Origin of the sequence: Arthrobacter sp. CAN_C5, from assembly GCF_017875735.1 — a bacterium.
In the GTDB taxonomy this organism is placed as follows: domain Bacteria; phylum Actinomycetota; class Actinomycetes; order Actinomycetales; family Micrococcaceae; genus Arthrobacter_D.
Genome location: NZ_JAGGMZ010000001.1, coordinates 2,141,801 through 2,156,215 on the forward strand (window position 1 = coordinate 2,141,801; position 14,415 = coordinate 2,156,215).

General features: G+C 60.4%; 10 protein-coding genes and 3 pseudogenes. 6 read left to right on the forward strand and 7 right to left on the reverse strand.

The window, feature by feature from the left end; all coding sequences use genetic code 11:
• Positions 1 to 152: 152 nt before the first annotated feature.
• Positions 153 to 1,342, reverse strand: a protein-coding gene (locus H4V95_RS10055; protein WP_209728230.1) for an IS3 family transposase whose coding sequence is annotated in 2 segments (ribosomal slippage) — positions 153 to 1,096 and positions 1,096 to 1,342 — 1,191 coding nt in all. Because the reading frame shifts where the segments join, the coding sequence is not laid out codon by codon here.
• Positions 1,343 to 2,495: 1,153 nt separating this feature from the next.
• Between H4V95_RS10055 and H4V95_RS10060 the strand changes: the two genes are divergently transcribed.
• From H4V95_RS10060 to H4V95_RS10070, 3 genes are read left to right on the forward strand one after another with little or no spacing between them, the layout of a single operon-like run.
• Positions 2,496 to 2,924, forward strand: coding sequence for a hypothetical protein (locus tag H4V95_RS10060; RefSeq protein ID WP_209730197.1), 429 nt, complete (start codon positions 2,496 to 2,498; stop codon positions 2,922 to 2,924).
• Positions 2,921 to 3,397 (forward strand): helix-turn-helix domain-containing protein, encoded by a 477-nt coding sequence (locus H4V95_RS10065; protein ID WP_209730199.1) that lies wholly within the window; start codon positions 2,921 to 2,923, stop codon positions 3,395 to 3,397. Before H4V95_RS10060 ends, H4V95_RS10065 begins: the two co-directional genes overlap by 4 nt.
• The gene (locus H4V95_RS10070; RefSeq protein ID WP_245345647.1) at positions 3,397 to 3,954 is read left to right on the forward strand and encodes a DDE-type integrase/transposase/recombinase; all 558 of its coding nucleotides are present in this window, start codon (positions 3,397 to 3,399) and stop codon (positions 3,952 to 3,954) included. The genes H4V95_RS10065 and H4V95_RS10070 overlap by 1 nt, the downstream gene beginning before the upstream one ends.
• A 332-nt stretch (positions 3,955 to 4,286) precedes the next feature.
• Here the strand turns inward: H4V95_RS10070 and H4V95_RS10075 are convergent, their stop codons facing one another.
• On the reverse strand, positions 4,287 to 4,955 hold the full coding sequence (locus H4V95_RS10075; protein WP_196868044.1) for a hypothetical protein: 669 nt from the start codon (positions 4,953 to 4,955) through the stop codon (positions 4,287 to 4,289).
• Positions 4,956 to 5,831: 876 nt separating this feature from the next.
• Between H4V95_RS10075 and H4V95_RS10080 the strand changes: the two are divergent.
• A pseudogene (locus H4V95_RS10080) lies at positions 5,832 to 6,977 on the forward strand (IS3 family transposase).
• Positions 6,978 to 7,230: 253 nt separating this feature from the next.
• Here the strand turns inward: H4V95_RS10080 and H4V95_RS18345 are convergent.
• A complete protein-coding gene (locus H4V95_RS18345; RefSeq protein ID WP_312884002.1) occupies positions 7,231 to 7,524 on the reverse strand; it encodes a DUF3995 domain-containing protein in 294 nt (97 codons plus the stop codon).
• A 75-nt stretch (positions 7,525 to 7,599) separates the two neighbouring features.
• Positions 7,600 to 8,130: a class IV adenylate cyclase gene (locus H4V95_RS10090; protein ID WP_209730201.1), complete on the reverse strand. Its 531-nt coding sequence runs from the start codon at positions 8,128 to 8,130 to the stop codon at positions 7,600 to 7,602.
• A 460-nt stretch (positions 8,131 to 8,590) separates the two neighbouring features.
• Between H4V95_RS10090 and H4V95_RS10095 the strand changes: the two genes are divergently transcribed.
• Positions 8,591 to 9,172, forward strand: a complete 582-nt coding sequence (locus H4V95_RS10095; RefSeq protein ID WP_395939833.1) for a phosphotransferase — start codon at positions 8,591 to 8,593, stop codon at positions 9,170 to 9,172.
• Between the two features lie 68 nt (positions 9,173 to 9,240).
• Here H4V95_RS10095 and H4V95_RS10100 read toward each other — a convergent pair.
• A pseudogene (locus H4V95_RS10100) lies at positions 9,241 to 10,525 on the reverse strand (IS256 family transposase).
• A 566-nt stretch (positions 10,526 to 11,091) separates the two neighbouring features.
• Between H4V95_RS10100 and H4V95_RS10105 the strand changes: the two are divergent.
• Positions 11,092 to 12,237, forward strand: a pseudogene (locus H4V95_RS10105) (IS3 family transposase).
• Between the two features lie 332 nt (positions 12,238 to 12,569).
• Here the strand turns inward: H4V95_RS10105 and H4V95_RS10110 are convergent.
• Both H4V95_RS10110 and H4V95_RS10115 read right to left on the reverse strand, forming a co-directional pair.
• The gene (locus H4V95_RS10110; RefSeq protein WP_245345649.1) at positions 12,570 to 13,598 is read right to left on the reverse strand and encodes an NAD(P)-dependent alcohol dehydrogenase; all 1,029 of its coding nucleotides are present in this window, start codon (positions 13,596 to 13,598) and stop codon (positions 12,570 to 12,572) included.
• A 219-nt stretch (positions 13,599 to 13,817) separates the two neighbouring features.
• Positions 13,818 to 14,324 (reverse strand): hypothetical protein, encoded by a 507-nt coding sequence (locus tag H4V95_RS10115; RefSeq protein WP_209730205.1) that lies wholly within the window; start codon positions 14,322 to 14,324, stop codon positions 13,818 to 13,820.
• Between the last annotated feature and the right edge of the window lie 91 nt (positions 14,325 to 14,415).

Sequence of the window (14,415 nt, forward strand, 5' to 3'; positions counted from 1 at the left end):
TGCGCCGGTTTGTGCACAGTCAGAGAGCGATACAGCCTCTGACAAGGGGAACCACTGTGCCCGAAGTGGGACTTGAACCGGCTTTCACCCCTTGCAAACACCGGCCTCTGGGCTGCTGCGTGAATTTCGGACAGCGGAGTTAGTGTTTTCTCTTACGCTGCCTGGTGCGGCTGCTGGTAACTGTAATGGACATCGTTGGGGTACTGGTAATCGAGGGCGGAATGCCGCCGCCGGCTGTTATAGAACCCTTCAATGTAGCGGATAACGTCCTTGCGGGCCTGCTCTTTTGTGGCGTAGACCGTGCGGTGGACTCGCTCGTTTTTCAGTGCTGAGAAAAACGATTCCGCGGCGGCATTGTCCCAGCACACCCCGGTGCGGCCCATGGAAGAACGCATGCCCAAGTCCTTGACAAGGGTTCGGAACGAGCCGGAGGTATAGACGCTGCCCCGATCTGAGTGCCAGGTAGCGCCGGGCCGGATCATGGTCGTGGCGGCGGCGTTGCGCAACGCGGTTTCGACGAGCTCGGCACGCATGTGGTCGGCGATGGCCCACCCGACCACACGTTTGGAATAACAGTCGATCACGGTCGCCAGATAAATGAACCCCTGCCACGTGTGGATGTAGGTGATGTCCCCGACGAACTTCACCCCGGGCTCGGTGGCGGTGAAGTCTCGCTTGACCAGATCCGGGATCAACGCGGCAGCCTCGACATCGGCTTCGGTGGTGTTCCGGAACGGGCGCGGCTGGCAGGCAATAAGATTTTCATCACGCATAATTCTTCGCGCCAACTCCGGCGAACACTCAATGCCAGCGGCGGCCAGGTCGGCGTGAACACGCCGGTACCCGTACGTGCCGTCGGAATCGTCGAAGAAGCCCTTGATGAGGGCTGCAAGGACGTCCCTGCGGGCTGCTGTGGCCGATTGAGGGCGCTTGAGCCAGTTGTAGAACCCGGAGGTTGAGACGGCTAACCAAAGGCACATCTTCGTCACTGGATTGGTCTCGGCCGGGTCGTTTCGTTGGGAGTCGATGTATTCAAACTTGCTCACTACCGCTGCTCCCTCGCGAAGTAAGCGCTGGCTTTTTTCAAGAAAAGATTCTCCGCCAGCAGCTCCCGATTTTCCTTCTCAAGCACCTTCAGCCTGGCCAGCTCGGCGCCGGTCGCCGCGGCATCAGGACTGTTGTGGGTCTCCCGGTACTTGATCAACCAACGGCGCAGGGTCTCGGCGCCAATGCCATAGGACTTGGCCACATCCACCACCGGCTTGGACGTGCTGATAACTTCACGGCAGAGATCATCCTTGAAGTCCTGGGTATACGAACGGCGTGATCTTGATGCAGACATGCTGCTGGTCTCACTTTCAGTAGAACCCCCATTTTAAGAGGGCTCACTGTCCTAAATCTCCACAGCAGTCCACTCCCCCGAAAGCCTCCCCAAACCGGCCCAGTCCGGCACCAGTACGACCCAGTCCGACCCCCAAGGTGTGCACATTGTGCACACCCCCTTTTTTTGCCCTGATCTTCGACCACGTTTGACGGCCCCGTTGACCTTGTCGAGCGAGCAACTCCATACCCCTTGACGGTCCGGCGAGACCCGTCATCGCTTTTTTCGAAAGCCCACGTGAATGCGCTGAATAGCGACCATCAGAACCACATTTAACCGGTCCTACGCACACCAACATCATGGAAGTCATCTCTCCTTTCTGAATATCTCATGGATATACGAGAAGGAAACTACGTGACCAAGGACTTTCCTAAATCTCGGTAACAGGTGCGTCGATCGGCACAGGGGGGAAGCCCTCTTGGTTCAGACAAATCCACGACACCGAAATCAGAAATCAGCAGGGATCTGCGCCGAGGGTGTTTCGCTCTTTCCTCAAATGGTCTTTTTCAAAAGGCAGCGACATGCTGCGGCGCCACTGGTATGCCAGCCATACTGTTCCGACGACTGGCAATAGGGGAAACGTCAGCCTGCCGTTAGCGGCGAGGAATACGAAGACAATCCACAGAATACCGGCGAGGACAGCTGTGGAAATGAGTGACTTGCAGGTCACCGGATTAGACGGCAGGACGATACCTTCGGCCCGAAGCTCACGAGTTTCAAGCACAGCCCCACGGATCAATGGACCGAACACAGCAACCAATCCAGCGGCCGCCGACAAAGTGCGCCAAGTTGCGGAGCGCTCACAGCATCAAGAGCGCTGCCCAGCAGGACCTCTACGACGGAGAACCACCACGGTCCGCCGCCACTGTCGGCAATCCTCCCGAAGCCATCAAGAAACACGGGCAGGCTACTTTCTGACGATGAAGCAGACGGTGAGTGATTGCTAGGCGGCGCTGAAGGCAACAGTAGGCGCAGTCCAGGGCGCGTGCTTCATGCCAGGTAAGTGCCTCTTGCTAGAGCTGCCGAGGGCGTCGCCCTGTCTGTCAGCATTGGGTGAGACACCGCCACTTTTCCCACTGACTCCTTAAGGGCGAGATTTGGAAACCGATTCCCTGTGAGCACCGCACTTGCTTCCCCCACCACCAACACCGATGGTGGAGCCATGTCCGATCTCGAAAAACCCAGGGCAGAAAGGCCCCTCCGCCGCTCCTTCACCCCAGGGGAGAAACTCTCGATCCTGGAAACCTACGAGTCCCTCGACGGCCCCGGAGCCAAGGGCGCATTCCTCCGCCGCGAAGGCCTGTTCTCCTCCCAAATCACCACCTGGCGCCGGGCACGCGACGCCGGCGCCCTCACCGGCCTCGCTACCGCCGCCAGACCGGCGAAGAAGAACAGCCCCGAAGCCCAGCTTGAGGCCATGAAGGACCGCGCCGAACGGGCCGAAGCGAAACTCGGACGGACCGAGGAGGCATTATCGGTGCTGGGAAAATTACACGCTCTCTTGGAGGACATCTCCACGAGGGCGGACAACGAGAAGCCGTGAGCGCCGCCGTGGACGAGGCCTTCACAGCCCTGACCGGGCTGCTGCCCGTGCGGAGAATCTGCGCCCTCACGGGACGGTCTCCCGCCACGCACTACCGGTCCCTGACCCCGAAGGTCCACGGGCCCACACCCCGGCGCCCGGCACCGGTAAACAAGCTCACGGATGAAGAGGTCGCGCAGGTGTTGGACCGGTTGAACAGCGAGGAGTTCGCCGACAAGGCGCCGGCCCAGGTCGGTGCGATCCTGCTGGACCAGGGCACCTACCTGTGCTCGGAATCAAGCATGTACCGCATCCTGCGCGGCCACGGCCAGGTGCGTGAACGCCGACGCCAGGCCACCCACCCGGCGAAGAAGAAACCCGAACTCGTCGCGGTGAAACCCAACGACGTCTGGTCCTGTTATGCCGATGTCGGCATAAGTCCTGGGACATCACCAAACTCCCCAGCCCCATCCGGGGCGTCTACTACGACCTGATGGTCATCATTGACCTGTTCTCCCGCTACGTCGTCCACTGGCACATCACCACCCGCGAGTCCGGGCTCGGCTCCAAGGACTTCATCGCCGACGCGGTCATGATCCACGGCACCCCGGGCGTGATCCACGCCGACCGGGGGACGTCCATGACGTCCAAACCGGTCGCCGAGCTGATGATCGATCTGGGCATCGACCGCAGCCATTCACGGCCCCGCGTTTCCAACGACAACCCGTATTCCGAGGCGGCGTTCAAGACCACGAAGTATCACCACTCCTACCCGGGGCGGTTTGGCTCCCGCCAGGACGCGGTCGCCTGGGCCAACGAATTCTTCCTTTACTATAATTTCGAACACCGCCATTCCGGGATCGGGCTGCATACCCCCGCGACGGTCTTCGACGGCACCTACGCGGCCATCCAGGGCCGCCGGGCCGCGGTGCTCCAGGACGCCTACGCGGCGACCCCGCACCGGTTCGGTCAACCGCCGGCGCCGCCGGCGGGCCCCACGGCCGCGTGGATCAACCAGCCCCAACAAAGCGAGGTCCCCACACACGCCTAACCACTTAGCTGTGTCTCAAACGCCTTGACAGATTCCGTCGGGACTACTGAAGATAATGTGTGGGATGCCATCGGGGCCATCGCTGCTCTATTTGATTGTCCGCGATACGAACATTGCTGCTGGTGCAGGTTCCGCATCATTCGCCAAAACAGCTTCGGTTCACCTTCGAGAATGCTCTCGGGGCTGCCGCGAACGTCGGCCTCGAGCAGTGAGGTGCTGCCGCTGCCCGAGACCTTGGCGTAGCAGTGCAGCATTCGACGACCCTGCCCGTTTTAAACGCAACAAGAACTCTGCGCCTAGGCGGCTGCTCCTGCCTAGAGTATTTCCCCGTTTCAGGGTTGCGTTGAGAAGCGGCGGTGGATGAGGACGCCAAGCATGGCGCAGGCTCCGATGATGCCGACCTCGGCCAGGGTTACCGGGCCGGTTTCATTCGTGCCGCCAACATTCACGCCGGTATCGACGCCGCCGACAGGCATTTGCGCTACTTGGGGCTCGGGGGCCGCGAGGTAAGGGGGAATGGGGTTCGTGGTGTAGGTCTGGGTGAAGTTGATGTAGCAGGGGTATCGGCCGTCAGGGAAAACGATGCTGCCGGGGTCCACTGCGCAGAGGTCTGACCCGTCGGCGGCGATCACCCCGCCCTGGACGATGGTGACGACATTCGGGTCGATTACGGTGGCCTGATCGAAGGGAACCAGTTCCGGCGGGTTCACGGGCGTAATGGCGCCGGGGATATTGCTCCCAAAACCGGCGAAGCACGGGTAGGTGCGGTCTGGGAAGGCAATGCTTGTTGGGTTCACCGCACAGAGGTTGGTGCCGTCGGCCGTGAGCAGGCCGCCGATTGCAAATGTTACTGAGTCGGGATCGATGATGGTTGCCTGATCGAAAGGTACCAGTTCCGGACCAGGGCTGGGGGTGGATTCAACGGCCAGCGCACTGGTGGCTCCGGTGAGTGCGATTCCGGATGCGACGGCGAGGCCGGCAAGGGCGGTGGTGATCTTCATAATGCTTTTTCCCCCAGGTGCTGGTGCCGTGTGGACAGCGTGTCTTCCGCCATCAAACCAGACAAACGTTCCAATGGCCACATCCAATCTGTCCGTCGGTGGATCAATTCCCGACGCCGCAACAATTTGTCGGGCAAAGGGTCTCAGGGACACCCAATGGTGATTGGTAATACCCATTCTCGTGGTGGCCCTAGGAGCGGACGGGACTGCCCCGAGTTTGCTTGACTCCCATTGTTCCCCCAATTGCGAGCGGCTACGTGCCAGCGAGTCTAGTCGTCCGGGACATCAAACTGACCACCCATGAACTCTTGTATTCAAACAGTGATACTCCGTCGGAGCGCCTGTAAGCCGGTCCCTATTCGGGCGTGGTTTAAGGCGATCAGGCGGGGACGGTTGTCATCTTGAACGGAACGTTTGTGCGGACGACCTATCGGGAATCACTAATGGTCCGCGCTGACTCCTCGACGGCGCTTGCATTTCAAGTGAAGAACCAGCCCTCGAGCAACCAGCGCTATCCCAAGGGCAAGCATTAGATAGGGGCTCCACCGCTGGAAGTCTTCAACGGCTCCGACTACGCCTACACCGCACCAAGCCAGTCCGAAAGCCAAGAACAAGATCGATTGGGCATGCATCCTATTTGGATCAGATCCATTTCCAGTGCTCCCCATCACCCCACACTACAAATATTTGTACCCAGTGACCACCGAGCCCTACATCGATACTTCCAGGAGAAAGATGTCGGACCGTGATTATCAATGCCAATCGGATTGCCCGTTCCTACTGCCCGCAAGCCGGTCTGGTTGGGTCCCCGTGTAGGAGTCCAGTGATTATGTGAGTTTCGCATCCGACAATGGGTGCAGGAGGAAATTCACTTTTATGGCACGTAGACATACCCCTGATCAGGTCATCGCGAAGGTCCGTCAGGGCCAGAAGATGCTCAACGATGGACGGCCGATGATTGAGGTCGTGAAAGAGCTTCAGATCGCCGAGGCGATCTGGTACCGGTGGGTGAACCAGTACGGTTCCGAGCAGACCGCCGGCCAGACCAAAGCAGTACGGGAGCTGGAGAAGGAAAACGCCCGGCTGAAGAAACTGGTCGCGGAGAAGGAACTGACCACCGACATTCTCAACGAGGTGGCGCGGGGAAAATTCTGAGCCCCGGACCTCGCCGCCGTGCGGTGCGCATGGCGCAGGAGAAGTTCGGGGCATCCGAAAGATTCGCCTGCAGCATCCTGGGCCAGAACCGTTCCGCGCTGCGCAAGGCACGGCCGGTTACCAGCTTCGAAGACCACCGGCTCCGGGCCGATCTGCGTGCTGTTGCGGGGAAGCACCCGACCTGGAGTTGGCGGAAGGCACGCTGGCACCTGCTCGGGCAACCGGGCTGGGCTGGTGTGGCATTGAATAGGAAGCGGGTGCGCAGGCTCTGGCGTCTTGAAGGACTGACCTGTAAACCGAAGGCTCGGAAGAAGCGCCGGACCGGGCCCGGGGCTGGTGAGCAGAAACGGTTGACCGCTCAGTATCCGATGCATGTGATCAGCTTCGACTTCCAATCCGACGTGACCTCGTGCGGGCGGCACGTCCGGTTCTTCAACGTCATCGACGAATACACCCGCACCGCGCTGGCCATCATCCCCAGGAGGTCCTTCACCGCCACCGATGTGGTCGCCGTGCTCGAGGACATCATCGCTGAAACCGGTGTCGTCCCGACCCATGTCCGCTCGGATAATGGGCCGGAATTCACCGCCGCGGCGCTAATCAGCTGGTGCCAAACTGCCGGCGTGGAGACCGCGTTTATCGACCCGGGATCGCCGTGGCAAAACGGGTGCGCCGAATCAACCAACGCCCAATTCAAGGGAACAACTTACCGGAGAAATCATCGACACCCTGGCCGAAGCAAGATACCTGGCCGATGAATGGAAACAGATCTACAATCATGAACGGCCCCACGGATCCCTCGACGGAATGACAACCTCGGCATACTGGGAAAACTGGACCGCAGGAAACCAACTAGCTATCGCATAGCCGCTGGACTGCTAACGGGGGCCCAACCAGGTCCCTACCCGCTACACACCTTACGACTGCCCGGCTGATTCTTAGCCCTTCGGCATGAAATGACGTACGTGCTGCCGTGAATACCAGAGCGATAAAACGAGGGCAGCGCCCCAGGGAAAAAACAAAGGATCCCACAACAATGCGTGGCCGACCATCGCGTCAACGTCATAGCCCTCGGAGGGTCGAATAGCTCCCACAAGAACCGCGCCACTGACCACAGCATTCACAGCGCCGTAGACACGAGAAACACCCCGCCGAACCAGCTCACCGCTCGCCAGAATTTTCGCCACGGCACTCGCCCATAGGCGACGGCGATTGGAATCGTCGCCGCTAGCAATTTCCCGACGGCGATAAGGCCGAGCATGATCCCCGCCGCGAGGGGGCTCTGGACCGACAACTCAACCGCCCACTGCCCCACGGTAGCTAGAAGCCATTGCCCGCCAAAAGCCCAGTACAGGCTGAAGACAGCGTGCACAGTCCCGGCGATACCTGCCGCCCACACAAAGAAACGACTCACGTCCACCGCTGTAAGCATCCCACCCCTTTCCGCTGAGCCCGGTATGGCCAAAACCGACGCGTGTAAGACGATCCCCTACCGGACTTGCGTGGCACCGGCGGCGTCAAGGAGGTCTAAATAGGCACCCATTACGAGCGCGCCGTCCTCGATCCCGAACGCAGCGAGGAGGCGATGCGCTTCTGACACCGCAGCGTCAGGCTCCAGCGTGTCTCCGACGGTGACCTCCAGTTCCAAGAACTCGCCCAATCCGTCGACGAGGTCGAGGTGGACCCTAGTCTGACCAATGCGAAACACGGTGCGGTGCTTTCGAACTCGCCCAACTTCGCCATAGGCATCAGTCAGTACTGATCGAAGCCCGTCTGGGTCCGAAGTTTCCGAATGTACATAGTACGAAGGCTTCGGGCCGAGTTCGTCCGCCCTGCGGTAGTAGATCAGCACGCCGTGTCCATCGCGCGGAACCCGAAGCTTAAGCCGGCCGTCCGGGCAGGAAAAGAACGTGTCGTCTTGCACAACATGCTCGGGTCCCGCGTTTGCCAGAGACGCGACCACCGGCAACAGCTTTTGGAGACTGTCCACGCGCGCTTTGATTTCGATATTCGTCGGCATGATTCCACTAGACCACGTCGTGATCGTCGAGCGAGCATCTTGGACTGCCCGTAAGCCAGTGAGGATGTAGGTGGCATCATTATCTGGGTCTGACTCACCGTAAGCATCGATCGCTGAATAGGACGACAGGACCGCCAACTGAAGCTGCGATTAACCGCCATTCCTGGCTAACAGCCACAGCTGCCAGGCATCGAGCGGTGCTGGCTGCCGGTGTCGCGGTGTCTAACTTGTAGGAGTGCCTGAATCCATCGTTTCAGGGCTGCTCCAGTAGGCTTCGGGGGTGAATGAGGAAGAGCAGCTAACCGGTGGAAATACCTCGGACAATGTCATTCGCGTCGGAAACACTGTGCGGAAACCTTGGCAACGAAAATCGGAAGCAGTCCAGAGTTATTTGCAGGCACTTCGTGGGGCTGGTGTGGATGTGCCAGAACCGTTGGGGCAGGACTCCGAGAATCGACACGTGGTCGAATACGTTGACGGTGATCTCGCACTGAACGAACTGCCGCTCACCACGGATACCCTCACCCGTGTGGGTCAGATGGTGCGACAGATCCACGATGCCAGTAAAGCGTTCCCGCTCCCCGCCCAGGATGACTGGAATCTACCCCTCCCCGTCGAAGCGCCGGATCTGATGTGTCACAACGACCTCGCTCCGTGCAACCTCGTCATCGGAGAACGGTGGGTCTTTATTGATTGGGACGGAGCCGGTCCTAGTACCCGGTTGTGGGACTTGGCCTACGCTGCCCAATCCTTTGGCTCCCTGTTCGACGGGCAACCAGTAGATGAATCAGCAGCGAAACTCAAGGCCTTTGTCGACGGGTACGACGCCGACCTCGAACTACGCCAGCGCCTCCCAGACGCGATGAGCCAGCGGACACGGGCCATGTATGAACTCCTCGAAGAATCCCACCGAACAGGTTTCCAGCCCTGGGCCTCCATGTATGCCGACGGACACGGCGAACACTGGCGTGCAGCCTCCGCCGGTTGCGTCCCGTGGAGTGGTGTAGTTTCCCGCGGTGAGCGCGTTGCTCCGGCAACGTAGTGAGCCATCGTGCGATGGTCAGTGAGTAGGGTGTGTCAATAATTCGGTGTAACTAGTTGTGTTGTGGGTTAGCGTCCGACGCTGAGTCGGCCGTTGAAGGTGATGTCGAAGGCGTTAAGAGCAGCCTTCCATCGTTGGGTCCAGCGGGCCCGTCCCTGGCCTGTCGGATCCAGACTCATCACCGCGAGGTAGACACACTTCAGGGCGGCTTGCTCGTTCGGGAAGTGGCCCCGAGCCCGGACGGCTTTGCGGATCCTCGCGTTGACGGACTCGATCGCGTTCGTCGTGCACACGATCCGGCGGATCTCGGCATCGAACTTCAGGAACGGCACGAACTCGGCCCATGCTGATTCCCAGAGCCTGACGATCGCCGGATACTTCTTCTCCCATGCCTCGCTGAACTCCAAGAACCGTTCCTCAGCCTGGTCGACCGTCGAGGCGGTATAGATCGGTTTCAGAGCTCTAGCGATCTTGTCCCAGTCCTTGCCGGGCTGCATACCGGAAACTCGCCCGGATCAGGTGCACCACACAGGTTTGGGTGATCGCTTCTGGCCAGAGTGTCCCGATCGAATCGGGGAGCCCTTTCAGGCCGTCGCAGACGACCATGCAGACGTCCTCGACACCGCGGTTCTTGATCTCGGTGAGGACCTGCAACCAGTACTTCGCGCCCTCACCGCCGTCGCCGGCCCACAGCCCGAGAATATCCCGGTTCCCCTCGACCGTGACGGCCAGAGCCACGTAGATGGGCCGGTTCGCCACCTGCCCGTCGCGGACTTTGACGTGGATGCAGTCAATGAAGATCACCGGATACACCGGGTCCAACGGCCGGTTCTGCCACTCGGTCATGCCCTCGATGACCCGGTCGGTGATCGCCCCGATCGTCGTCTTTGACACGTCCGCGCCATACACCTCGGCCAGGTGGGCGCTGATGTCACCGTGGGTCAACCCTCGGGCCGAGAGCGACAACACCATCTCGTCGACCCCGGTGAGGCGGCGCTGGTGTTTGCGGACGATCTGCGGCTGGAATGACCCGTCCCGGTCCCTCGGGACCTCGATCGGGACAGGGCCGATCTCGGTCAACACCGTCTTGGTCCTCGACCCGTTCCGGGCGTTCGAGACGTCTCCAGCGCGTTCGTGTTTGTCGTAGCCGAGGTGGTCAGTGATCTCGCCCTCGAGCGCCGACTCCAGAACCATCTTCGTCAGCTGACCCAACAGGCCGGTCTCGCCGGTCAGGGCCAACCCCTTCTCCCGGGCCCTCCCGATGAGCTGCTCCACGAGCCGGCCGTCCACCACGTCATCCTGCTTCACCGTCGCCACGGCTTCACCCTCCACGTCGATCTTCACGTCACTCATTACGGTTCCTCCTATTCAGGAGTTACACCGAAAATCGTACAGACCCCTTCCTCGGTTCGGCACTGGTCATCTGGGCAATCTCGCGTACATACCTGCCATGATCTGCGCCACGGCTTGTCCCGGAACCCGTGCCGGATTATGGATTGCCAAGCACAACACATCATTCTCAAACCGCAGCGGGCAACCAGGCTGTGAGGCACGCCAGAGTCCATCAAATGGGACCGCCCCGAGGTCAGTTGGCTCAAGGGGCAGTGGTTTCAGGCGGCCTTGAAGGCCGTGTTTACTGTCTTAAACTCGATCGGGGCGAGCTTGCCACGGCGGCGTTGCCGCCGCCAGCGGTCGTAGGTGTCGACAGTAGGTCCGCTCGATCCAGAGGGCCATCACCAGGCGTAGTTCCTCCCGGGTCGCCCAGCCTTTCCGGTCAAGAACGTTTCTGCAGGACCATGCGGATGCGGTGCTCGCAGGCGCGTTTAGCGATCGCGCAGCGCTTGGTTGGGCCCCAGATAGAAGTCCGGTGTTTGTGTGAGTTTCGTGTCCGAGAATGGACACAGGAGGATTCACAAATCATGGCACGCAGACACACCCCGAGCAGGTCATCGCCAAAGTCCGGCAGGGTTAGAAGATGCTCAACGACGGGCGCCCGATGGTCGAGGTCATCAAGGAGCTTCAGGTCACCGAGGCGACCTGGTACCGCTGGCTGAATCAGGTCGGGTCAGAGAAGAACGCAGAGGCGTCCAAACGGACCAAGGAGCTGGAGAAGGAGAACGCCCGGCTCAAGCGATTGTTGGCTGAGAAGGAACTGGCACTCGACATCCTCGGCGAGGTGGCCAAGGGAAAATTCTGAGCCCTGAACCCCGCCGCCGTGCCGTGCGCATGGCGGTGGAGAAGCTCGGGGCGCCCGAACGCTTCGCCTGTAACGTCCTGGGCCAGAACCGGTCCGCGTTCCGCAAGAAGAAGACCGACATGGGCTTCGAGGAAATCCAGCTTCGCGCAGCCTGGCGCGCCGTCGCCGTGAAGCACCCCGCCTGGGGCTGGCGGAAGGTGCGCTGGCACCTGCTGGCCCAACCCCGGTGGCACGCCGTGGCGCTGAACAGGAAGCGTGTGCGCCGGCTCTGGCGCGACGAAGACCTCGTCTGTAAACCCAGGGCGCGCAAGAAACGCCGCTCCGGGCCCGGAGCCGGGGAGCAGAAACGCCTCACCGCCGAGTACCCGATGCATGTGGTCAGTTTCGATTTCCAGTCCGATGTGACCTCCTGCGGCCGGCATATCCGGTTCTTCAACGTCATCGATGAATACACGCGCAGCGCGTTGGCGATCATTCCCCGCCGGTCGTTCAAACCGCCGACGTGGTCGCGGTGCTGGAGAACATCATCGCCGAAACCGGCACAGCCCCGGCCTACGTCCGGTGCGACAACGGGCCCGAGTTCACGGCCGAGGCACTAATCACGTGGTGCAACACCGCCGGAGTCGACACCGCATTCATCGACCCGGGATCACCTTGGCAGAACGGCTTCATCGAATCCTTCAACGCCCGATTCAGAAGAGAACAACTCTCCGGAGAAATCATGGACAGCATGGCCGAAGCGAAGTATTTGGCCGAGGAATGGAAAGCTATATACAGTCATGAACGGCCCCACGGATCCTTGAACGGCATGACGCCGAAGCGCTACTGGGAAAACTGGACGTATGAAAACCAACCAGCTATTGCATAGACACTGGACTGCTAACGGGGGCCCAACCACGCTCGTCGAGCAGGTCGACGCAGCGCTGATCCGCGTTCGGATAGCGTAGGCTCCCCGCCAAACCAGCCCGGCGACCTTGGAATGGGTGAAGGTGGAGTAGGCGTCGCGGACGACCAGCCGGACCCGTTCTTCGAACGTCAAGCTGATCGAGAGTGTTTCGTCCTGGGTGTTGATCGCCTCGAGCGGCTCGCCCGCGTTCATCTCGCGGAGCTTGCGTTTCGTCTCGCCGTCCACACGGCTGGCCCGAGCCTCTCGGAGCGCCTAACCTATTGATTCGCGGGTTCGCGTTTGAATCCCTCAAGTCAAGGAATCGTGACGACGATCTTGCCTTTCGCCTGGCCCTCCTCCAGGCGACGCATGCCTGAGATCGCGTTCGCAAGGCTGTAGCTCTGATCCATCACTGGTACGAGATGGCCCGCGGCGGCGAACTTTGCCAATGCACGCAAGTTTCGGGCATCCTCGGTCGAGATGAACGCTCGGAGGGTCTGCGTGACAAACGGGTTGAGCACGAGTGCGCAAAGTATGCGATCGGTGCCGCCGAACCAACGGCCCTTCGCTTCTCCGCCAACGATGACGAGAGTCCCGTGGCTAGAAAGTGCGCGTCGTAGTTCACCCAGATTGCTGTTTCCGCCGGTGTCAAGGATAACGTCATACCGGGTCGCGCCATCGGCGAAGTTCTCGTTTTTGTAGTCGATGACATGATCGGCTCCGATTGAGCGGACCATCTCGACTTTGGAGGCACTACAGACGCCGGTTACGTCGGCGCCCAGGGCCTTCGCGATCTGCACGGCGAAAGTGCCAACACCACCCGACGCACCCACGACAAGCACCTTGTATCCGGGCTGCACTTTGCCGTGATCACGCAGTCCCTGCAACGCTGCGAGCCCCGAGACTGGAATGGCTGCTGCCTGATTGAAGTCGAGATTGTCGGGCATCAGTGCGATCTTGTCATCACGGCACACAGAATATTCCGCGAATGACCCGGCGCCGATGCCGAACACATTGTCTCCTTCCACGATTCCAGTGACACTCGCGCCAACGCTGACCACCTGGCCCGCAAGTCCGAATCCGGGCACGCGGCCTTTGGGAGCGCGAAGCGATCTACTCGCGAGGCGTACCGGGTACGGAAGGCCGGTGACCATGTGAGCAATGCCTGGGTCCACACTTGCTGCACGAACACGTACCAGCACCTCCTTCTCACCAATCGAGGGTCGAGGGATTCGTTCAAGGCGCAGAACCTCGCTGGGCACACCATATCCATCATGAACGATTGCCATCATCGTGTTGGATTGGGGGGCTGCGGTATGGACATCTGCCGGTGGTGTATTCATCGTTGCTCTCCTTTGCTCGCAGGCATGCGAGTCGACACGCATGGGGTTAATCCACACATAACTTATGTAGTAAATAGACTAGACATACATTGTAAGGTTGTCAATATGGATGTGTCCAAACCCTCAGGAGTCACCCGACGGGATGGTGTGGCTCGAGCGCGCTTGAATTTCGGTGTGTGTGCCGGCTGGACGAGGAGCCGCGGGTCGAAGCAGAGTCGATCAATACCGATGTGGCGAGCAAGGAGGAGACAGCAACCTCCACGGAATCCTTGCGGAATCGACCATCCGGTGACTAAAGTGTCGGGCAACAGCCCTTTTGCTACCGAGCAGACAATGTACGACTGCGGCGCACTCGGCGAGCATGCAGTCACCTCCGAACCGAGTGCGGATATTGAGAGCGTGGCTGCCTAGTTCTGTTCGTCGAGTGTGAACGTCGTCCCAGGCCGCGACGGTGTCGGCCGGATCGTGCGTCGTGACGTATCCAATGTCTTGTACCGTCAGCGCGGCGTCGCCGACGCTAGTGGTGACGGACGTGACACACGACGCGGCATCTTCGAGCCAACACCGCGACAACGCCTCGCCGAAAGCACTTGCCAGCGCGACGTTGTCGGCGATCCGATAGACCGCGGGCATGTCATCGAGGACGCCAAGAGCATTCGGGCTGGAGGAGCTGCTGATGCGCAATTCGTGGACCAAGGCAAGGAACGCGTCATTCTCCAGCGTCATCCCAGCGGCCGGGGTCTTTCATCACGTCGAACCTGGCCGCGAAAGCGACGACGAGCGGTCCCGATAGTGATCTACGGCACCGTGCCTCGCC